Source organism: Neobacillus sp. 114 (genome assembly GCF_030127045.1).
Lineage (GTDB): Bacteria > Bacillota > Bacilli > Bacillales > Cytobacillaceae > Neobacillus > Neobacillus rhizophilus.
The window spans coordinates 4,920,314-4,941,439 of record NZ_CP126144.1 but is presented as its reverse complement, the minus strand read 5'-3'; the positions used below and the strand labels follow the sequence as shown (position 1 = coordinate 4,941,439).

Genomic DNA, 21,126 nt, shown 5'->3' with positions numbered 1-21,126 from the left:
GTCAGAATGGAACGAATTTATCTCGACCATGCCGCGACCTCTCCTATGCATCCAAAAGTGATTGAAAAAATGCATGAGACGATGAAATCTGTTTTTGGAAATCCATCTAGCATCCATGCTTTTGGCAGGGAAGCGCGACACTATATTGATGTGGCGCGGGCAGCACTCGCGGGGAGCATTGGGGCAAAGGAAAACGAGATTATTTTTACTAGCGGCGGTACTGAAGCGGACAATATGGCATTATTTGGCGTTGCGGAAAGCTATCAGCATCTAGGAAAGCATATTATCACTACCCAGGTAGAACATCATGCGGTGCTTCATGCCTGTCAGAAGCTTGAAAAAATGGGCTTTGTGGTCACCTATTTGCCAGTTGATGAAACAGGCAGGATTTCCATTTCCGATCTTCAGGAGGCCTTAAGGGACGATACCATATTAGTTTCCGTCATGTATGGAAACAACGAGGTTGGCACAATCCAGCCGATTGCGGAAATTGGCCGGCTTTTGAAGGATCATCAGGCAAAATTTCATACAGATGCTGTCCAGGCCTATGGGATGGAAAAAATAAATGTCGACGAAAGCTATATTGATTTGCTATCGGTTTCTGCTCATAAAATAAATGGACCAAAAGGGATTGGTTTTCTTTATGTAAGGTCAAATGTGAAAATTTCACCACGTTTATTTGGCGGCGAGCAGGAGAGAAAACGGCGCGCTGGAACAGAAAATGTCGCATCAATTGCCGGGTTCCATGAAGCGGTTCTGATTGCAATGGAGGAACGGTCTGCGAAAAGAGAACAGTTTACAAAGTATAAGCAGCTTTTACTGAACAAGCTTCAAGAATCAGGGATTGAGTTCACTGTAAACGGATTGCTTGAAAATTCCTTGCCGCATGTATTAAACTTAAGCTTTCCGGGAACTAACGTGGAAGCCATGCTAGTCAATTTAGACTTGGCGGGAATTGCTGTTTCAAGTGGTTCTGCCTGCACGGCCGGATCAATTGAACCATCGCATGTCCTTGTGGCGATGTTCGGCAAAGGCTCAGAGCGGTTAACGAATGCAATCCGTTTTAGTTTTGGCTTTACCACGACGACCGAAGAAATCCTAAAAGCGGCGGAAGAAACAGCGAAGGTTGTATCGCGGCTTAGAAAATAAATGCAAGATTATTTTGTGTGTAAAGAGAGGTGAATTTTTAGATGGAAAGAAAAGACCCAAAAGATACCCGAGTTGTTGTCGGTATGTCCGGAGGTGTTGATTCGTCTGTTGCGGCACTGTTGTTAAAGCAGCAGGGCTATGATGTGATTGGCATTTTTATGAAAAACTGGGATGACACCGACGAAAACGGTGTTTGTACGGCAACGGAGGATTATAACGATGTGATTCGTGTCTGCAACCAAATCGGCATCCCGTATTATGCGGTTAATTTTGAAAAGCAGTATTGGGACAAGGTATTCACCTATTTCCTTGCTGAGTATCGAGCGGGCCGCACACCAAACCCCGATGTCATGTGCAATAAGGAAATTAAGTTTAAAGCCTTTTTAGAGCATGCGATGAATTTAGGTGCAGACTATCTCGCGACTGGTCACTATGCCCGCGTTGAATATCGCGACGGTGAATATAAAATGCTGCGAGGCCTTGATGAAAATAAGGATCAAACCTATTTCCTAAATCAATTGTCGCAAGAGCAAATCAGCAAAGTCATGTTCCCAATCGGCAATCTTGAAAAAGCGAAGGTGCGGGAAATTGCGATGGAAGCCGGTCTTGCTACGGCGGCGAAAAAGGACTCGACTGGTATATGCTTTATCGGAGAAAGGAATTTTAAGGAATTTTTAGGTCAATACCTGCCTGCTCAGCCCGGCAACATGGAAACGTTCGACGGCGAAGTCAAAGGCAAACACGAAGGCCTGATGTATCATACCATTGGTCAGCGTCATGGGCTCGGCATTGGTGGATCGGGTGAGCCTTGGTTTGCCATTGGCAAGGACTTAAAACGGAATGTTTTATATGTCGGGCAAGGTTTCCATAATGAAAAGCTCTATTCCGATTCGATTATTGCGACGGATGTTAGCTGGGTTTCTGACCGGGAAAAACCTGTGGAATTTGATTGTACTGCCAAATTCCGTTACCGCCAGGAAGATCACAAGGTTAAAGTTAGTCTATTAGATGGTGGTAAGGTTGAAGTTATTTTTACAGAACCGATTCGTGCTGTCACACCTGGTCAAGCCGCCGTTTTTTATGACGGTGACGAGTGTCTTGGCGGTGGAACGATAGATGAAGTTTATAAAAATGGTGAACGTTTGACATATGTTGGCTAAGTTTAAGGACCCTGATTCCAGTTTTGGAGTCGGGGTTTTTTGTGATGAAATTTGGTTTGGCGAATAACATTGTGAATTCGGCGAATAACAGCCCCGTTTCGGCGAATAACTCAAAGATTTCAGCGAATAATTGGAACAAACCGGCGAATATCTACCAACATTCGGCGAATAACCCTAAACCACGCAGCAGCACCCTATTCCACTCTCAACATTCAATCGAAATATGGTATACTTCCATGTAGAACGGAGTTGAAAAACATGGACAAAAACCAAATAGGTGTTCAATATATGCAGGAAGGCAACTGGGAAATGGCTGTGAAGGTTTTCAATGAGGCTATACAGGAAAATCCGTCTGACCCAGTTGGCTATATTAATTTTGGCAACGTCCTCAGCGTTGTAGGTGAAGCCGAAAAAGCGCTAAAATTTTTCCAAAAGGCAATTGAACTTGACGAAAATGCAGGTGCAGCCTATTACAGCGCAGGCAATCTATATTTCAGCAATGACCGTTTCCAAGAGGCCAAAAACATGTTTGAAATGGCGATGAGAAAAGGACTGGAAACAAGCGACAACTATTTTATGCTGGGGCTTTCATTAGTCAATCTTGACCAGAGCAAATTTGCATTGCCCTACTTCCAAAGAAGTGTCGAAATAAATGAAAATGATGCAGAGGCCCGTTTTCAATACGGGTTAGCTTTGGCGAACCTAGAACTGATTAACGAAGCCATCAGCCAATTTAAAAAATGCGTTGAACTCGATCCAAACCATTCGGATGCCTATTATAACCTGGGCGTTTCTTATGCATTCCAAGAGCAAGGCCAGCAAGCGCTGGAGATGTTCGAAAAAGCCTTAGAAATCCAGCCGGACCATTTATTGTCCGGAAATGCCAAAAAGATATTAGAAATGAACCAGTAATCCATTAATTTTCACGAGGAAGGAGGGAGCAGCTATGGTGGAAAAGCAGGAATCGCTTGATTTGTTCAGCGGGCAGGGGAAGTTTATTAAAGGCCGGCCAATTGTGACGATTTTTCACAATGAACAAAACCTCTATACTGTAATTCGAATCCGGGTAGATGAGACCAATCAACAGTATGAAGACAAAGAAGCTGTCATTACTGGCTATTTTCCCAAAGTGCACGAACAGGAAACGTATATTTTTTACGGAGAATTTAAGGACCATCCCCGCTTTGGCACTCAATTTCATGCGAACCATTTTCGTAAGGAAATGCCTCAATCCAAGCAGGGTGTCATAGCTTATTTATCCGGCGAAATGTTCAAAGGAATCGGCAAGAAAACGGCGGAAAATATTGTGGAAACCTTGGGTGAGGATGCGATTTCGAAAATTCTCAATCAGCCCTCCCTCCTTGATACCATACCGAAACTCCCTCCTGATAAAGCAAAGCAGCTTTATGACACGTTAATGGAACATCAAGGTCTCGAACAGGTGATGGTCGCGTTAAACCAGTATGGTTTCGGCCCCCAGCTGTCGATGCGGATTTACCAAACTTATAAAGAAAAGACACTTGAGATTATCCAAGAGAACCCTTACCAACTGGTTGAGGATGTCGAGGGAATTGGTTTTGGCCGGGCTGATGAGCTGGGTTACCAGCTTGGCATATCAGGCAGCCATCCTGACCGAATTAAGGCAGGATGTCTCTATACATTGGAAAACGAATGCATGCAGACAGGGCATGTCTATATGCAAGCTCAAGCACTACTTGAACAGGTAAAAGCCCTTCTAGAAGAGAACCAACGCGACGTAATTGATTTTCTGGCTATCTCAAACGAAATTATCGGGCTTGAAAAGGAAGGTAAAATTATTGGCGAAGAGAAACGAGTTTACCTGCCTTCCTTATACTTTGCGGAAAAAGGACTTGTCACCAGTATTAAACGAATCCTGCAGCAAACAGAATATCAGGACCAATTCCCGGAATCGGAATTTTTGCTGGCATTAGGAGATTTGGAGGAACGGCTTGGGGTCCAGTATGCCCCAACGCAAAGGGAAGCCATCCAAACAGCGTTAATGTCACCGATGCTAATCTTAACAGGCGGGCCCGGAACAGGGAAAACGACCGTTATCAAGGGGATTGTCGAGCTTTACGGAGAACTCCATGGCTGCTCCTTGGATATAAAGGATTATCAAAAAAAGGACGAACCATTTCCGTTTCTGCTCGCGGCGCCTACCGGAAGGGCAGCGAAACGGATGAGTGAATCGACTGGACTGCCCGCGGTCACGATTCACCGTCTGCTTGGCTTCAACGGAACGGAAGGCTTTGACCGTGATGAGGGGAGCCCGCTAGAAGGAAAAATTCTCATTGTCGATGAAACTTCAATGCTCGATATTTGGCTCGCGAATCAGCTCTTCAAAGCGTTGCCGGAAAACATTCAAGTTATCATGGTAGGTGACGAAGACCAGTTGCCTTCTGTCGGCCCAGGCCAGGTTTTAAAGGATTTACTAAGATCGGAGCGAATCCCGACAGTCCGGTTAACGGATATCTACCGCCAGGCGGAGGGCTCCTCTATTATTGAACTGGCGCATGAAATCAAAAAGGGACATTTGCCGGCTGACATAACCCAAAAACAGGCCGACCGTTCCTTTATCAGATGTACTGCCGCACAAATCTCAGAAGTAGTCGAAAAGGTCGCATTAAATGCGAAAAATAAGGGTTATACGGCAAAGGATATTCAGGTATTAGCCCCAATGTACCGGGGGCCAGCCGGCATTGACCGATTAAATTTGCTCCTGCAGGAAATCTTTAACCCAAACCCGGATGGCAAAAGAAAAGAAATCCAATTTGGGGATGTTAAGTACCGGATTGGCGACAAAGTTCTTCAGCTAGTCAACCAGCCTGAGAATAATGTGTTTAATGGAGATATCGGGGAAATCATCTCCATCATCTATGCAAAGGAAAATACCGAAAAGCAGGATATGATTTATATTTCCTTTGAAGGCAATGAAGTGGAGTATACAAAGCAGGATTTAACGCAAATCACCCATGCTTATTGCTGTTCGGTCCATAAATCGCAGGGAAGTGAATTTCCGATAGTCATTCTTCCTGTAACTAGAAGTTATTACAGAATGCTGCAAAGGAATTTAATTTATACGGCGATAACAAGAAGCAAACAATCCTTGATATTATGCGGAGAGGTCGATGCACTGCAAATGGGGGTTGCGCGGGCGGATGAAATGTCAAGATTGACCACACTTTGTGAAAAACTTCAGGAAAACATTGCGGGGAAAACAGCCGAGATCCAAAAGGACAAAGAACAGAGCAAATTGTCTCTTGAGGAAGAATTAATGACCGTCAATCCGATGATTGGGATGGAAAATATTTCGCCGTATGACTTTATGGAGAAAACTGGCAGCTAAATGAAAAAGGACCCCTGATGGGGCTTTTTTCCATTCATTTACTTGATAGTTCCTGCATTTTCCGAGACACAAGCGGGTAAAAATTATTGACGGCGTCGGTAGTCGAATTACCCCCGAAAAAACCTGTTCCCGGGCAGGTTTTTACATTGTAATCCGGACCTCTGTCTAGCACTCGTTCACCCGTTTTTACATTCCACCAATGATGATAGGTAATACTGTCAATAGAGGGAGTCAGTCCGAATCTTAAGGAAAGTGCAGCCGTGATATAAACAATCGTTTCTTTTTGCTCCGCTGTCATCACATCATGGCCGATATCGAAATTTCCGACATTTTCAATCATGATTCCGGATGTGTTAGCGATAGGGCCAATCGAGCCTTCCGGGGCAATGTCAAACGGCCTGGACACTGCAACCTTTCCATCGGGAAACGTTGTTAAGTTTTGCGCAATATTCTTCCAGCCTCTTTGCTTGACATGGAAATTTTCCATGCTCTCGAGCATTTTAAAATGATTATTCCCATAAAACTGCTTGTAGGACGGAAGCCATGTATGATGCTGCTGGATGATGTTTATATTTCTGGTAAATTTATTTTGAAATAACCAATCCTTAAATTCCTCTCTAGTCATCAAAAGATATTGTCCATGTGTTGCCGCCCCAAGTGCACGGGAAGGGAAAATATTAATAACCATAATAAAAATGAAACTGAAAAAGATTAGATTTTTTCTCATTTCTTCGACCTCTTCCTAACCTCTTTTCTACATTGTTTGTTAAACAACATTTCTTATTCCAAACAGCTCACATTGGAAAACGTTTCACCTTATGATTTGACGAAAATAACGGAAACTAAGAATGTTCGAAGGAGGTGGGATACTCTTTGCGAACATTTTCCTTATTGAAGGGGCAGCCGGTTTTTGAAACGAAAAGAGGAACGAAAATCGGCGAGGTTTGTGATCTTTGCATTTCAAAAAACGGAACCGTCAATGGCCTATTGATTAAAAAAGGCGTTTTCTTCAAACAATCCTGTTTTTTGGACATTCAGAAGGTTTCTTCCTTTGGCTGGGATGGGGTCATGATCGAAGATGCTACTAGCTTGGAAAAGCTGAAAGAAACTCCTGAGTTTACATTGAACCATCAGCATTCACTTGAAGGGATGATGATGCTTTCCAATAGCGGACAATCGCTCGGAATGTTAAAAGATGTATACTTTCAGGAAGAAGTGGGAACAATCGTAGGGTACGAAATCACGGATGGCTTCTTTTCAGATATCACTGATGGGAAACAGGTAATCCAGTCCGAGAAACCCTTAACGGTTGGAAAAGATGCCATTATCGTTGACGTTAATCAAACGTGAGGTGTCTTTTCATGCTTAAATGTCCCAATTGTGCGAGCAAGGATATCGGAAAAATCGGTATCAATCAATACTATTGCTGGAACTGTTTTATTGAATTGTCTGTTGGCAAAGGAATTATCAATACCCATCAAGTCGAGGAAGACGGAACCTTGAGTTCATTAGACGATTTGTTTGAAGAAGAATTGCGTCGTTACACACTCTAAATCCAAATAAGAGGTGAAACGTATGAACAAATTGATGACGACAATGGTTGCTTTTGGTGCCGGGATGGCTGCTTATAATTTGGCGCAAAGAAATAATTTGATGTCAGGCCGGCAAATGAAAAGAATGCAGAGAAAAGTGAAACGAGCGATATTTTAAATGGTTAGATCCCCCTCACATAGAGGGGGATTTTTAATGAATATTTATTTACCGAGTCTCCAAAAATAACCACTAAAGGAGGGCGCGGGCGTTGGATATTCGTATGAAATGGTATTACCGAATCGGTTTTTCTCTCCTTTTATTAATTGTCATTTACGTATTTTTAAAAATACGTTTTGTCTGGTTGCCGGTTGTAAAAGTGGCCATCATTATTGCACTTCCGTTTGTCATTTCAGGATTTATCACCTATTTGCTGCATCCGATAGTTGAAAAACTGTATGAAAAGGGACTTCATCGTGGCATTGCTATCCTGCTCATTTATGTCATATTTTTTGGTGGACTTGGGTTTACCCTTTATAAGGGGATTCCTGCAGTCATAGATCAAATAAAAGACCTTTCGGAAAGTGCACCTGTTTTCGCTGAACAGTATCGAGATTGGATTCGTACTCTCCAAGCCCATACAAGAGAATGGCCTGACGGACTGCAAACGAGAATTAATCACGGCATTGATGCCTTTGAGAAAAGACTTGATTCTCTTTTATCAATTATTGTTGGATATTTAGGTCAATTGTTAAATTCAGCAGCACTTTTGCTGATTATCCCTTTTATCACCTTCTATATGCTGAAGGATTTTGCCCTAATTAAACGAAGTGTTTGGTATATGACGCCGAAAAAATGGCGGAAAAGAGGAACCCTTTTTCTAAAGGATGTCGACGATTCACTTGGCAGATACATTAGGGGCCAGCTGCTTGTTTGTGTCATTATCGGAACAGTCTCTTCTCTTCTTTTCTGGGTGTTTGATTTAAAGTATCCCTTATTGTTAGGAATGATTGTAGGAGCGACAAATGTCATCCCCTATTTTGGCCCCATCATCGGTGCTGTTCCAGCGGTAATTGTGGCAGCAACGATTTCGGTGAAATTGGTCATTATCACGCTGATTATTGTATTTGGATTGCAGTTTCTCGAAGGTAATATCCTGTCGCCCTATATTGTGGGTAAAAGCCTTCATATGCATCCCTTAGTCATCATGGCAGCACTGACAGCAGGGGGTGAGATCGGCGGGATCTTAGGGTTGATTTTAGCGGTTCCGGTGGTAGCGATTCTGAAGGTTGGCATCATTCATGCAAAAAATCACTTTATCGCTGCCCGAAGTAATGAAACATCTCCATAGGTATTTGACAAACTAAGTCAGTACTAGCTATAATTCGTCATAGATAATATTGGTTAAAATGAAGAAGGAACAAGTATGTTATAGACCATCTGTAACGCATCATGCGCACAAGAGAGGGGCCCCCTTGGCTGAAAGGGGTTCTGGATGAAGGATAACAGAACGCTAATCCGGAGTGCAGCTAACCACTGCCGTAAGACCTGCGTTAAAGGCTTTTGAGAGATGGATGAAGTTTTTGTATCCATAATCAGGGTGGTACCGCGAGATATGCTCTCGTCCCTGTTTTGGGATGAGGGCTTTTTTGTGTGCTTTTTTTAAATAAAGGAGGTATAAAATATGAAAAATTTAACTGGCTCGCAAATTCGCTCGATGTTTTTACAATTTTTTAATGAGGAAAAAGGTCACCATGTTGAGCCAAGCGCATCGCTAGTTCCCCATGATGACCCGTCATTGTTGTGGATTAACAGCGGTGTCGCAACTTTAAAAAAATATTTTGATGGCCGTGTCGTGCCTGAAAATCCAAGAATCACAAATGCTCAAAAATCGATTCGGACTAATGATATTGAAAATGTCGGCAAAACCGCCCGCCACCATACTTTCTTTGAAATGCTTGGGAACTTCTCTATCGGTGAGTATTTCAAGAAAGAAGCCATTGAGTGGGCTTGGGAGTTTTTAACGGACGAAAAATGGATCGGTTTTGAAAAAGAACTTCTTTCTGTGACGATTCATCCTGAAGATCATGAAGCCTATGAAATTTGGCATAACACGATCGGCATTCCGGAGGAGCGGATTATCCGTCTTGAAGGGAACTTCTGGGATATCGGCGAAGGCCCAAGTGGTCCAAATACGGAAATCTTCTATGACCGCGGACCTGAGTATGGCAATGATATTAACGATCCAGAATTGTATCCTGGCGGGGAAAACGAACGCTACTTAGAGGTTTGGAACCTTGTGTTCTCTCAATTTAACCATAATCCTGACGGTACATATACGCCGCTGCCAAAGAAAAACATTGATACCGGTATGGGCCTTGAGCGGATGGCTTCTGTCGTGCAAAATGTACCGACCAACTTTGACACAGACTTGTTTATGCCGATTATTCGGGCGACAGAAGAAATCTCCGGCGTAAAATACGGGGTCGAGAAGGGGCAAGATGAAGCTTTCAAAGTGATTGCTGACCATATCCGAACCGTAGCCTTTGCAATTGGTGACGGAGCGCTGCCATCAAATGAAGGCCGCGGCTATGTCCTAAGACGCTTGCTCCGCCGTGCTGTCCGGTACGCTAAGCAAATCAACATCAATCGCCCATTTATGTATGAGCTTGTTTCGGTTGTAGGCGAAATCATGCATGATTTCTATCCGGAAGTAAAGGATAAGGCTGAATTCATTCAGAAAGTCATCAAAACGGAAGAAGAACGTTTCCATGAAACCCTTCATGAAGGCTTAGCGATTTTAGCAAGCGTTATTAAGAAGGAAAAGGAAAAAGGCAGCGACATCATCTCTGGTGAAGATGTTTTCCGTCTCTATGATACGTATGGTTTCCCGGTTGAATTGACTGAAGAATATGCCGAAGAAGAAGGCATGAAGGTTGACCACGATGGCTTTGAGGCAGAAATGGAAGTCCAGCGGGAACGTGCCCGTGCGGCCCGTCACGATGAAAATTCGATGCAGGTTCAAGGTGGCGTATTAAGGGATATTACTTTAGAAAGTAAGTTTGTTGGGTATAATGAACTGACCACGAACTCTACAATTTTAGCGATTATTAAAAATGGCGAACTGATGGATGAGGCTTCAAGCGGTGAAGAAGTTCAGCTTATTCTTGATATTACTCCGTTTTATGCGGAAAGCGGCGGACAAATTGCCGACCGCGGTGTAATTCAAGGCGATGGGACAAGCGTTTCAGTTAAAGATGTCCAAAAAGCGCCAAACGGCCAGAACCTTCATAAAGTAGCAGTGCAAAGAGGAACATTAAAGACAAACCAGCAGGTAACTGCCCAGGTGGATCCGGAAAACCGTGTGAAAATCATTAAGAATCATACAGCTACCCACCTATTGCATCGTGCGTTAAAGGATGTATTAGGGGAGCATGTCAATCAGGCAGGGTCGCTTGTTGAACCGGACCGTCTTCGCTTTGACTTCTCGCATTTTGGTCAAATTAAACCAGAAGAACTGGAGCAAATCGAAAAGATTGTCAACGAAAAAATCTGGAGCAGCATCGAAGTGGATATCAGCCAGAAGCCAATTGCTGAAGCAAAAGCAATGGGAGCAATGGCCCTGTTCGGTGAAAAATACGGCGACATCGTTCGCGTCGTTAAGGTTGGCGACTACAGTCTGGAGCTGTGCGGTGGCTGCCACGTTCCAAACACCTCTGTTATCGGCGTGTTTAAAATCATCTCTGAGGGTGGAATTGGTGCCGGCACAAGGCGCATTGAGGCTGTTACCGGCGAATCAGCATACAAAGCTTTAAATGAGCAGGTTGGCATGTTAAAGGATGCTGCGGAGAAATTGAAGGTTAATCCAAAAGAAGTGGGACATCGAATTGATGGTTTACTGGCTGAAATCAAACACCTTCAAAGAGAAAATGAATCGCTCTCTGCCAAACTTGGCAATATTGAGGCAGGAAACCTGGTCAACAAAGCAAAAGAAATCAATGGAGTTACTGTCTTAGCCGCAAAAGTTCAGGCTCAGGATATGAACAACTTGCGAAACATGGCTGACGATCTGAAACAAAAGCTCGGTTCTGCAGTGATTGTATTGGGAAGTGCTCAAGATGGCAAGGTGAATTTAATTGCAGCCGTTACAAAGGATTTAATTGAACAAGGTTACCATGCCGGCAAGTTAATTAAAGAAGTGTCTGCCAAGTGCGGCGGCGGCGGCGGCGGCCGTCCGGATATGGCTCAGGCAGGCGGCAAGGACCCAGAAAAACTGGATTCAGCGCTTTCCTTTGTCGAAGAATGGGTAAAATCTGTTTTGTAATAAGGACAAAGTAGTGTAAAATGTAGGTAACAATTCCAATTCGAGGTGCACGTTCATGAGCTCATTTGATAAAACAATGAGATTTAATTTTCCTGAAGAGCCTTTTGAACATGATGTCAATGATGTTCTTTTTCAAGTGTATGAGGCATTAAAGGAAAAAGGGTATAACCCTATTAATCAAATTGTCGGTTACCTATTATCTGGAGACCCAGCCTACATTCCGCGTCATCGCGATGCCCGCAATATCATCCGCAAGCTGGAACGGGATGAAATCATTGAAGAACTGGTAAAATCGTATTTAAAACAGCAGCGAGAGGGTTAATCAATGCGTTTAATGGGTTTAGATGTAGGTTCAAAGACTGTTGGAATCGCCCTGAGTGATGAACTTGGGTGGACAGCGCAAGGCCTGAAAACACTCAAAATTGATGAAGAAAAAAAGCAGTTCGGTTTTGAGGAAATAGGCCAATTAATCAACGAAAATCAAATTAATACTGTAGTAGTAGGCTTTCCAAAGAATATGAACGGTACAATCGGACCGCGCGGGGAGGCAAGTCAGTATTATGCGGAAGAACTGGAACGCCGGTTTGCCGTTCAAACCGTTTTATGGGACGAGCGGCTGACCACTATGGCAGCAGAACGCATCCTGCTTGAAGCAGATGTCAGCAGGAAAAAGCGGAAGAAAGTCATAGATAAAATGGCGGCCGCCTTGATTCTTCAAGGCTATTTGGATAGTAAAAAATAATGAGGTGAAAAAATGGCGCACGAACACCATTATGATGATGAACAATATATTACCCTGATCAATGAAAACGGTGACGAGGAGTTATTTGAAATTCTGTTTACCTTTGAATCTGATGAATTCGAAAAGTCATACGTTTTATGCTACCCGGTTGGAGAGGCAGAGGATGATGAGGAGGTCGTTGTCCACGCCTATTCCTACATCCCTACTGAAGAAGGTGAAATTGGAGAATTATCACCTGTCACAACCGATGAAGAATGGGACATCATCGAAGAAGTATACAATACCTTCATCCAAGATGAAGAAGAAGAAGAATAACACTCAGGAGGAATCAGCTGACAAAGCTGGTTCCTTTTATTTTTTTATCGTCAAATTTCCGTCGACAAATTAAATGTAAAATTGACATTTTTCCTACCTTATGCTGAAATTATTACGACATGGTTCAAGTTTATAAAAGAATAAATAAAGCACCCGAGCTTACAGGGAGGGGGAAATTAGATGACAGAAGACAAGAAACATGTAATTCGGCAAAAAATGCTCGAACATCAAAGTGAAGCGCGAATCGTCAGAAGAATTGTTTTAATTATTACGATTATATTGGCGGTCACCATCGTCCTCATTGGCGGCGGGGGATACCTCTATATACAATCAGCACTAAAACCTGTAGATTCTAATAGCAAGGTGCAGAAAAATGTGGAAATTCCGATTGGCTCCTCAGTAACTGGGATAGGTGAAAGGCTTGAGCAAAACGGGATCATTAAGGATGCCAAGGTGTTCAAATATTATGTAAAGCTCAAAAATGAAGGCGGCTTTATGGCGGGGGACTATCAATTAAGTCCTTCCATGGATGTTCCTGAAATTGTCAGCCGCTTGAAAACAGGCAAGGTCCTTGCCAAGGCATCGTTTAAAATTGCGATACCGGAAGGAAAGCAGCTGAAGGAAATTGCCGCCATTATGGCGAAGGCAACAAATCAGGATGAAGCACAGGTACTTGCCAAATTGAATGATAAAGAATTTATAAAAACATTAATGGCAAAATACCCGGATATTTTAACGAATGAAATCTTGAACCCTTCAATCATGTACCCGCTAGAGGGGTATTTATATCCAGCCACCTATCCATTCTTTAAACCGAATCCATCTGTTGAGGAAATGGTTACAGCCATGCTTGATAAAACGAGAGAAGTTCTAGCTGATTACACAGATGAGGCGAAAGATAAAAAGCTGTCCGTTCATCAGCTCCTTACAATGGCATCCTTGGTCGAGGAAGAGGCGACGGAGAAAGCTGACCGAAAAAAGATTTCCAGCGTCTTTTATAATCGGATGGAAAAGGGGATGCCGCTGCAGACGGATCCAACCGTTCTATATGCCCAAGGCAAACATAAAGACAGAGTAGTCTATAAGGATTTGGAAGTAAATTCTCCTTACAATACGTATAAAAATCCCGGACTTCCACCAGGCCCGATTGCTAATGCTGGAAAATCTTCCATCGAAGCTTCGTTAGAACCGGAACAAACGGATTATTATTATTTCCTGGCAACAGCGGACGGCACGATTATTTTCACCAAAACGCTAGAAGAACATAATAAGGAAAAAGCCAAGCATATTTCCAGTAAAAAATAGTACGTCACCTGAGGGAATTGTTCGCATTCCCTCTTTTTTTATGGTAGAATACTAAAGTGTTTCATAAGGTATCTATAGCGTCACTCACAGGTTATTTTTGGCGGTTAACTGCCAGTGTCAATGAGCCGAATGAATATCGCGCGGTTCGTTGTTTTTCTGTGAACGCTATTTTTTATGTCTAAAGAGCCATATTTTGGCAACAATGCAGTTAAAGAAAACTCGCCGATTGGTGAGCCCTAAGGCGGTTCATGAGGCGTAGTTCACCCAAAAGCACAGCTTTTGGGCTGCGATGCGAATGCTCACGAAGCACTCCTTAGTGCACTTATACATTCTTATTAGCGAAAAAGGATTGAGGTGAAGCAGCTTGTTAAATGAAAAGCTGCATTCTTATATAGAAGGTCTAATTCCGGAGCGTCATTCTTTGTTAATGGAAATGGAGAGTTATGCTAACGAGCATCATGTTCCAATTATGGAGCTGGCCGGAATCGAAACGATGCTTCAGATACTAAGAATCCGTGGTGCCAAAAATATTCTTGAAGTTGGCACCGCCATTGGGTACTCTGCATTGAGAATAGCTTTTGCATTACCAGATTCGAATATTATCACGATTGAGCGGGATGAAGAGCGCATTCAATTGGCAAAAGAATTTATTGCTAGGTCCGATTACCATGAAAATATTTTTCTCATCGAAGGGGATGCACTTGATGTTGAAGAGCGTGTTAGTGGCCATGCTCCTTACGATGTTATTTTTATTGATGCCGCTAAGGGGCAATATCAAAAATTTTTTGAAATTTATTCTAAATATTTAAAAGCTGACGGCTTGATTATTACAGACAATGTCCTGTTTAAAGGACTTGTTGCAGAATCGGAAATAGATTCTAAAAGAACGCGGAACCTCGTTAAAAAAATTGACCAATTTAACCGCTGGCTAATGAATCATAAGGATTTTGATACGGTTATTCTCCCAGTCGGTGATGGGGTCGCGATCAGTAAACGAAGAGGTGAATGAAAATGAAAAAGACAGAACTATTGGTAACTCCCATTTCTGTTGATGACATATTGCCATTGGCAGAGGCAGGGGCTGATGCCTTTGTTGTTGGGGAGCAGCGCTACGGCTTGAGACTTGCAGGGGAATTTACTCGAAGTGACGTGCAAAAGGCTATTGAACTGGCTCACTCAAAAGGAAAAAAAGTATATGTGGCTATGAATGCCATTTTTCATAATGATAAACTTCCTGAGCTGAACGATTATATTCGCTTTGTATCTGATGCAAAGGCTGATGCTATTATATTTGGCGATCCGGCTGTATTAATGGCTGCAAAAGAAACAGCTCCGGAAATGAAGCTGCATTGGAGCACCGAGACAACTGGTACCAACTGGTATACTTGTAACTATTGGGGCAGAAAAGGAGCGAAAAGAGCTGTCCTTGCCCGAGAAATTAACATGGATTCAATCGTGGAAATAAAGGAACAAGCAGAGGTTGAAATTGAAGTTCTCGTTCATGGAATGAGCTGCATGTTTCAATCGAAGCGTTCGCTTTTAGGCAACTATTTTGAGTACCAAGGCAAAGTCATGGAAATCGAAAACCGCAAACAGCAAAAGAATATGTTCCTCCATGACAAGGAGCGCGAGAACAAATACCCGATTTTTGAAGATGAAAATGGAACTCATATTATGAGTCCGAACGATATCTGCATTATCGATGAGCTGCAGGATATGCTTGAGGCCGGAGTGGATTCGTTTAAAATTGATGGAATCCTAAAGAGCCCGGAATATATTCTAGCTGTTACAAAATTATACCGCGAAGCGATTGACCTATATTTTGAAGACCCGGACAATTATGAGGACAAAAAGGACGAGCTATTAGAAGCGGTAGAGGAAATTCAGCCGGCCAATCGTCCGTTAGATACAGGATTCTATTTCAAAGAAACAGTTTATTAAACGAAATGCGGAAGCGCCTTGATCTGGGGCGACAGGCATAAGACGAGCCTTCTTGACGGATTGGCTGTAGACCTTCGAGCCCCTAGGCGCTGCAGCTGGACACTGTTCAAAGTAAATAGCTTAATAATTATAGAAAGGGAGGAGTTCGAATCATGAGTATTGTGAAAGATAAGATTTCAGAGATTATTGATGGGAAACGCGTCATTGTCAAAAAGCCGGAACTCCTAGCTCCTGCAGGCAATCTCGAAAAGTTAAAAATTGCTGTCCAGTACGGTGCTGATGCCGTGTTTATCGGAGGCCAGGAATATGGACTGCGCTCCAATGCCGATAATTTCTCGATGGAAGAAATCAAAGAAGGCGTAGAGTTTGCAAAAAAGTACGGGGCTAAAATTTATGTAACCACTAATATTTATGCCCATAATGAAAATATTCCCGGACTGGAAGAATATATACTTGGACTAAAAGAGGCGGGAATTGCCGGAATCATCGTGGCAGACCCGCTGATTATTGAAACCTGCCGCAGGCTGGCACCGGAAATTGAAGTACATTTAAGCACACAGCAATCTCTTTCAAACTGGAAGGCCATTCAATTTTGGAAGGAAGAGGGACTTGAGCGTGTCGTATTGGCGCGGGAAACAAGTGCGGAAGAAATCCGTGAAATGAAAGAGAAGGTGGATATTGAAATTGAAACCTTCATTCATGGAGCGATGTGTATCGCTTATTCCGGCCGATGTACGCTCTCCAATCACATGACAGCCCGCGATTCCAACCGCGGCGGCTGCTGCCAATCATGCCGCTGGGATTATGACCTGTATCAGTTAGAGGGCGTGGATGAAAATGCGCTTTTTGCCGAGGGGGATTCTCCGTTTGCAATGAGCCCAAAGGATTTAAACCTAATTCAGTCCATTCCGAAAATGATTGAGATTGGCATCGACAGCTTGAAAATTGAAGGACGGATGAAGTCCATTCACTACATTGCAACAGTGGTAAGTGTTTATCGTAAAGTAATTGATGCTTATTGTGCAGACCCTGATCATTTTGTAATTAAAAAGGAATGGCTTGACGAGCTGGATAAATGTGCCAACCGCGAAACAGCTACGGCCTTTTTCGAGGGTGTTCCTGGGTATAAAGAGCAAATGTTTGGTAATCATAGCAAAAAGACTAGTTTTGAATTTGTCGGTCTTGTCTTGGATTATGACAATGAAACGCAAATGGTTACCCTGCAGCAGCGTAATCACTTCAAACCTGGTGATGAAGTTGAATTCTTCGGACCGGAAATTGAGAACTTTACCCATGTAATCGATAAGATTTGGGATGAAAAAGGAAATGAACTGGATGCGGCAAGACATCCGCTTCAAATTGTACGATTTAAAATGGACAAACCGGTTTATCCTAACAACATGATGCGAAAGGAGAACTAGCATGATGCATAGGCCGGTTGTGATCGGTGTTGCCGGAGGGTCAGGCTCCGGTAAAACGAGTGTGTCAAAAGCGATATATGAAAGCTTTAAGGGTCACTCGATTTTAATGCTTGAACAGGATTATTATTATAAAGACCAAAGCCATCTGCCGTTTGAGGAGCGGTTAAAAACGAATTATGATCATCCACTTGCCTTCGATACGGATTTACTTATCGAGCATATCGAACAGCTCTTGAGGTATGAGCCGATTGAAAAGCCGGTATATGATTATTCCATTCATACACGCTCTGACCAGGTGATTGATGTAGCGCCGAAGGATGTTATCATTTTAGAGGGAATTTTGGTTCTTGAGGACGAGCGTCTCCGCGATTTAATGGATATTAAATTATTCGTCGATACCGATGCGGATCTTCGCATTATCCGCCGCCTCCAGCGCGATATTCAAGAACGCGGGCGTACACTTGATTCGGTTATAGACCAATATGTCAATGTTGTCCGCCCGATGCATAACCAATTTATTGAGCCGACCAAGCGCTATGCAGATATCATTATTCCTGAAGGCGGGCATAATCATGTGGCGATTGATTTAATGGTCACAAAAATTCAAACAATTCTTGAACAAAAGTCATTTTTATGAAACAATAGCAAGTGATAATCCTAAAAATGTCCACAAAATGGATGAATAATTGCTGCGCGCCCTGTAATAGGACGCGCTGCTATCAATTTTTTGCCAATCGGCATAATGTTTACATACCATACATACACAATCTATGGGGGTTGTGAGACTAGAAGGAGTGAGGGTTTTGGCTGCAGAAAAAGTTTTTCCAATGACACAGGCAGGAAAAGAAAAATTAGAACAGGAACTTGAATATTTAAAAACGGTTAAGCGTAAAGAGGTAGTAGAAAGAATTAAAATCGCCAGAAGTTTTGGTGATTTATCTGAAAACTCCGAGTACGATTCTGCCAAGGAAGAACAAGCATTCGTTGAAGGCAGAATCACTACATTAGAAAATATGGTCCGTAATGCTAAAATTATTAGCGAAGGCGAATTAGCTGGCGATACTGTGTCACTTGGCAGCTCAGTAACATTTGTCGAGCTTCCGGATGGAGAGGAAGAAACCTATACCATCGTCGGTAGTGCAGAGGCAGATCCGTTTGAAGGGAAAATTTCTAACGATTCTCCAATTGCCAAAAGCTTAATGGGCAAAAAGGTAGGGGACCAAGTATCTGTCCAAACCCCTGGCGGCGAGATGAGTGTCCGCATTGTTAGTATAAAATAAGGAAAAATCAGCCTGAATAGTTTGAAAACGCTAAACCTCGTCAAAACTTTTGACGAGGTGTTTTTTATGTGGAGAAGAAGAGCAAAAGGCTGGCTTATAATTTGTATCGTTTGCTTTATGCTTTTAATGGGGCGACTTATGCAGATTCAATTGTTTGAGACGGAAACCTTTTCCAAGCATAATGTGAATTTGCTTGAAGACAGCGTCCAGCAGAGGACGCAGGAACTGGTGATTGATAATGGCAGGGGGAACTTTCTGGACCGAAACGGCACCATGCTGACACATAAAAAAGTCAGTGTACTTGTGTTATTTCCATTCTTAAAAAAGCTAGACTGGGATATCAAAAAGGTGTCCGACATCTCAGGCATATCGGAAATTGCTCTGAAAAATGCGGTGGACTCAGCGAAAAAACCATTTGCCTATGGTGACCCGGCCCCAATAGAATTGACACCTTCACAGATGGAAAGAATCAACGCGTTAAACATACCCGGTGTATTTGCGATAGAGAAGAAATTTGAACGGGCCAATGTACCGGCAGAACAATTGCTTGGACTGACAGGAGAAAATGCAGCCGAATTGAAAAAGCGCTATCCTAATAAAGAGCTGTCCGAGAAAACCTTAATAGGTGTTTCGGGGCTTGAGGAAAGCTTTGATGAATTCCTACTTCCTGAAGGGAAATCGAAACTTGTCTACCACGTAGACGGGGGCGGGGCGCCTTTATTTGGCATAAACGTTAAGTATGTTGACCCGGCTAATCCTTTTTACCCTGTCAATGTTCGGACAACGATTGATAAAACAATGCAGCAAAAAGCCGAGGATTTGGTTGATAAGTATCAAATCAAAAAAGGTGGACTGGTCCTCCTGAATATCGAGGATAACAGTGTGCTCGCCATGGTTTCAAGGCCGGAAGTCAATAAGAAGGATCCTTACAATGGGACCGGCATTGCTAACAGGATGCTGAAGCAGCAAATCATGGGTTCTGTTTTTAAAACAGTTGTTGCAGCGGCCGCAATCGACCATAATCTTGATGATCCAAACAGACTGTTTGACTGCAGTAAAAAAATCAATGGCAAGCCAGAATTAAAATACGATTATGGCATGTTAAATTTTACGGACAGTTTTGCCAGAAGTTGTAATCGCACCTTTGGTGAACTGGCGAAGGAGCTGCAAAAGATCGACCCGAATCTTTTGGAACAATACGCAGAGAAATTGTCTTTAACGGGTTCTGTCGGCTGGCAGGGAGACGTTTATCATACAAGTGATTTCAAACAGTTTGATAATGAAGACAAGGGCAGGGTCTTTTTGTCCGATGAGGCAAGAAAGGATCCGAACTTTGCAGCGATGTCTGGAATTGGCCAGAATGAGGTCAGGGCAACTCCGCTGGCTGTTGCCAATATGATGGCGAGCATCGCCAGGGGCGGCAAAAAAGAATCAGTCCGCACCGTTTCAAAAATAGAGTACAAGAACGGAACTACGATGGTGAATTTTCCAGAACAGCCGCTTAAAGGGGATTCCATTTCCCCATATACGGCGATGAAACTACAAAAATTGCTGAGAGAGGTCGTATTGAACCCGAATGGGACAGGCCGCTGGTTTAAGGAACTTCCATATGAGGTGGCCGGAAAATCTGGTACAGCTGAAACGGGTAAATATGAGGATGGCAAGCAGCTTCATAATAAGTGGTTTGCAGGCTATTTTCCCTATCAGAATCCAAAATATGCACTAGTAACGGTTAATTTGGATGTGACAGAAAATGAAGGCGGGGTTAATTTATTATTTGCCGACATGGTGAAAATGCTATCCGAGCAGGATTAATGGCTTAATTCACTGCTAAATTGAGGAAATTCCTTCAAGTTCTTTTGAAATCATGTTAAAATATTCAGAGCCTAATTTTTTTAGGAGGGATTATTTTTGAATAGTGATTTCAAGCAAAATTCACGTTCTACTTACCGTGCCAAAAGAAAAAAAACGAATATTGTCTTAAATAGTTTAATTATCATTGTCCTGGCCTTAATTATTTTGGTAGCTTATAATATATTTGCTTCCGGAAGCGATGAGAATGCTGTGACTAAACAGGAAACGCCGAAACAAGAACAAAAACAGGCTGCACCTAAAGAAAAAAAAGCTGAAGAGACCAAGAAAAAGGAAAAGTTTTCAGAAGATAAAGCAGCAAAAGAGGAAGATGAAAAACAAAGCGAGGAAGCCACAGCATCAGAAAAAGCTGATGATTCACAGGCGGTTGTTTCTGATGGAGGGACTTCTCCTAATGTGGTAAAAACTATTGAAAATCCAACATGGAAGCCAGTAGGAACAACACAGACAGGGGAACATACAGCTGTCTACGATCAATCTTCAGTTGATTGGCAAGAAATGTTGAAAGCCGTCTCCTATGCAACTGGGCTGGATTCTGGCAATATGACGGTTTACTGGCTCGGCCGGGATAAAACCACTACTAATGCATCCATTGCTACAGTTGCATCCAAGGATAAACAGCTGAAATACAATGTATATATCAAGTGGGTTGATGGCGAAGGCTGGATGCCGACAAGGGTTGAAGAATTAGCTGAGATCCAGCAATAGTGAGTAGGATGG

The 21,126-nt window shown here is 42.8% G+C and carries 21 protein-coding genes; 20 read left to right on the top strand and 1 reads right to left on the bottom strand.

All coding sequences use genetic code 11. From position 1 onward, the window contains the following. Window positions 1-6 precede the first annotated feature (6 nt). The 4 genes from QNN06_RS24285 (at window position 7) to recD2 (ending at window position 5,676) form a co-directional block, all read left to right on the top strand. The gene (locus QNN06_RS24285) at window positions 7-1,149 is read left to right on the top strand and encodes a cysteine desulfurase family protein (RefSeq protein WP_213120070.1); all 1,143 of its coding nucleotides are present in this window, start codon (window positions 7-9) and stop codon (window positions 1,147-1,149) included. Between the two features lie 41 nt (window positions 1,150-1,190). Further along, a complete protein-coding gene (gene mnmA, locus QNN06_RS24280) occupies window positions 1,191-2,309 on the top strand; it encodes a tRNA 2-thiouridine(34) synthase MnmA (protein ID WP_284036077.1) in 1,119 nt (372 codons plus the stop codon). A 258-nt stretch (window positions 2,310-2,567) separates the two neighbouring features. Further along, a complete protein-coding gene (locus tag QNN06_RS24275) occupies window positions 2,568-3,221 on the top strand; it encodes a tetratricopeptide repeat protein (RefSeq protein ID WP_284036076.1) in 654 nt (217 codons plus the stop codon). A 34-nt stretch (window positions 3,222-3,255) separates the two neighbouring features. Next, window positions 3,256-5,676: an SF1B family DNA helicase RecD2 gene (gene recD2 / locus QNN06_RS24270; RefSeq protein WP_284036075.1), complete on the top strand. Its 2,421-nt coding sequence runs from the start codon at window positions 3,256-3,258 to the stop codon at window positions 5,674-5,676. A gap of 34 nt (window positions 5,677-5,710) precedes the next feature. Here the strand turns inward: recD2 and QNN06_RS24265 are convergent, their stop codons facing one another. Beyond that, complete coding sequence (locus QNN06_RS24265; RefSeq protein ID WP_284036074.1) at window positions 5,711-6,403, bottom strand: N-acetylmuramoyl-L-alanine amidase; 693 nt, start codon at window positions 6,401-6,403, stop codon at window positions 5,711-5,713. A gap of 146 nt (window positions 6,404-6,549) precedes the next feature. Between QNN06_RS24265 and QNN06_RS24260 the strand changes: the two genes are divergently transcribed. From QNN06_RS24260 to QNN06_RS24185, 16 genes are all read left to right on the top strand, one after another. Next, window positions 6,550-7,026 carry a PRC-barrel domain-containing protein gene (locus tag QNN06_RS24260; RefSeq protein WP_213120074.1) on the top strand — a complete coding sequence of 159 codons (477 nt, stop codon included), beginning with the start codon at window positions 6,550-6,552 and terminating at the stop codon, window positions 7,024-7,026. An 11-nt stretch (window positions 7,027-7,037) separates the two neighbouring features. Beyond that, a complete protein-coding gene (locus QNN06_RS24255; protein ID WP_213120075.1) occupies window positions 7,038-7,229 on the top strand; it encodes a hypothetical protein in 192 nt (63 codons plus the stop codon). 22 nt (window positions 7,230-7,251) lie between these two features. Then, complete coding sequence (locus QNN06_RS24250; RefSeq protein ID WP_213120076.1) at window positions 7,252-7,386, top strand: YrzQ family protein; 135 nt, start codon at window positions 7,252-7,254, stop codon at window positions 7,384-7,386. A 91-nt stretch (window positions 7,387-7,477) separates the two neighbouring features. Continuing rightward, on the top strand, window positions 7,478-8,557 hold the full coding sequence (locus tag QNN06_RS24245; protein WP_284036073.1) for an AI-2E family transporter: 1,080 nt from the start codon (window positions 7,478-7,480) through the stop codon (window positions 8,555-8,557). Between the two features lie 333 nt (window positions 8,558-8,890). Further along, window positions 8,891-11,530 carry an alanine--tRNA ligase gene (gene alaS / locus QNN06_RS24240; RefSeq protein WP_284036072.1) on the top strand — a complete coding sequence of 880 codons (2,640 nt, stop codon included), beginning with the start codon at window positions 8,891-8,893 and terminating at the stop codon, window positions 11,528-11,530. A 55-nt stretch (window positions 11,531-11,585) separates the two neighbouring features. Beyond that, on the top strand, window positions 11,586-11,852 hold the full coding sequence (locus QNN06_RS24235; RefSeq protein WP_066311816.1) for an IreB family regulatory phosphoprotein: 267 nt from the start codon (window positions 11,586-11,588) through the stop codon (window positions 11,850-11,852). A 3-nt stretch (window positions 11,853-11,855) separates the two neighbouring features. Beyond that, on the top strand, window positions 11,856-12,272 hold the full coding sequence (gene ruvX / locus QNN06_RS24230; protein WP_213120079.1) for a Holliday junction resolvase RuvX: 417 nt from the start codon (window positions 11,856-11,858) through the stop codon (window positions 12,270-12,272). A 12-nt stretch (window positions 12,273-12,284) separates the two neighbouring features. Then, a complete protein-coding gene (locus QNN06_RS24225) occupies window positions 12,285-12,587 on the top strand; it encodes a DUF1292 domain-containing protein (protein ID WP_213120080.1) in 303 nt (100 codons plus the stop codon). 180 nt (window positions 12,588-12,767) lie between these two features. Next, window positions 12,768-13,892: an endolytic transglycosylase MltG gene (gene mltG / locus QNN06_RS24220; protein ID WP_213120081.1), complete on the top strand. Its 1,125-nt coding sequence runs from the start codon at window positions 12,768-12,770 to the stop codon at window positions 13,890-13,892. 364 nt (window positions 13,893-14,256) lie between these two features. After that, entirely contained in the window at window positions 14,257-14,901 is a 645-nt protein-coding gene (locus QNN06_RS24215) for an O-methyltransferase (protein WP_213120082.1), read from the top strand. A gap of 2 nt (window positions 14,902-14,903) precedes the next feature. After that, entirely contained in the window at window positions 14,904-15,833 is a 930-nt protein-coding gene (locus QNN06_RS24210; RefSeq protein WP_213120083.1) for a peptidase U32 family protein, read from the top strand. 152 nt (window positions 15,834-15,985) lie between these two features. Further along, a complete protein-coding gene (locus tag QNN06_RS24205) occupies window positions 15,986-17,254 on the top strand; it encodes a peptidase U32 family protein (RefSeq protein WP_284036071.1) in 1,269 nt (422 codons plus the stop codon). A 1-nt stretch (window position 17,255) separates the two neighbouring features. Continuing rightward, entirely contained in the window at window positions 17,256-17,891 is a 636-nt protein-coding gene (gene udk, locus QNN06_RS24200) for a uridine kinase (RefSeq protein WP_213120085.1), read from the top strand. A 166-nt stretch (window positions 17,892-18,057) separates the two neighbouring features. Next, window positions 18,058-18,534, top strand: coding sequence for a transcription elongation factor GreA (gene greA, locus QNN06_RS24195; RefSeq protein ID WP_213120086.1), 477 nt, complete (start codon window positions 18,058-18,060; stop codon window positions 18,532-18,534). Window positions 18,535-18,600: 66 nt separating this feature from the next. Beyond that, window positions 18,601-20,349, top strand: coding sequence for a peptidoglycan D,D-transpeptidase FtsI family protein (locus QNN06_RS24190; RefSeq protein ID WP_284036070.1), 1,749 nt, complete (start codon window positions 18,601-18,603; stop codon window positions 20,347-20,349). A 96-nt stretch (window positions 20,350-20,445) separates the two neighbouring features. Beyond that, window positions 20,446-21,114: a YrrS family protein gene (locus QNN06_RS24185; protein WP_284036069.1), complete on the top strand. Its 669-nt coding sequence runs from the start codon at window positions 20,446-20,448 to the stop codon at window positions 21,112-21,114. Window positions 21,115-21,126 lie beyond the last annotated feature (12 nt).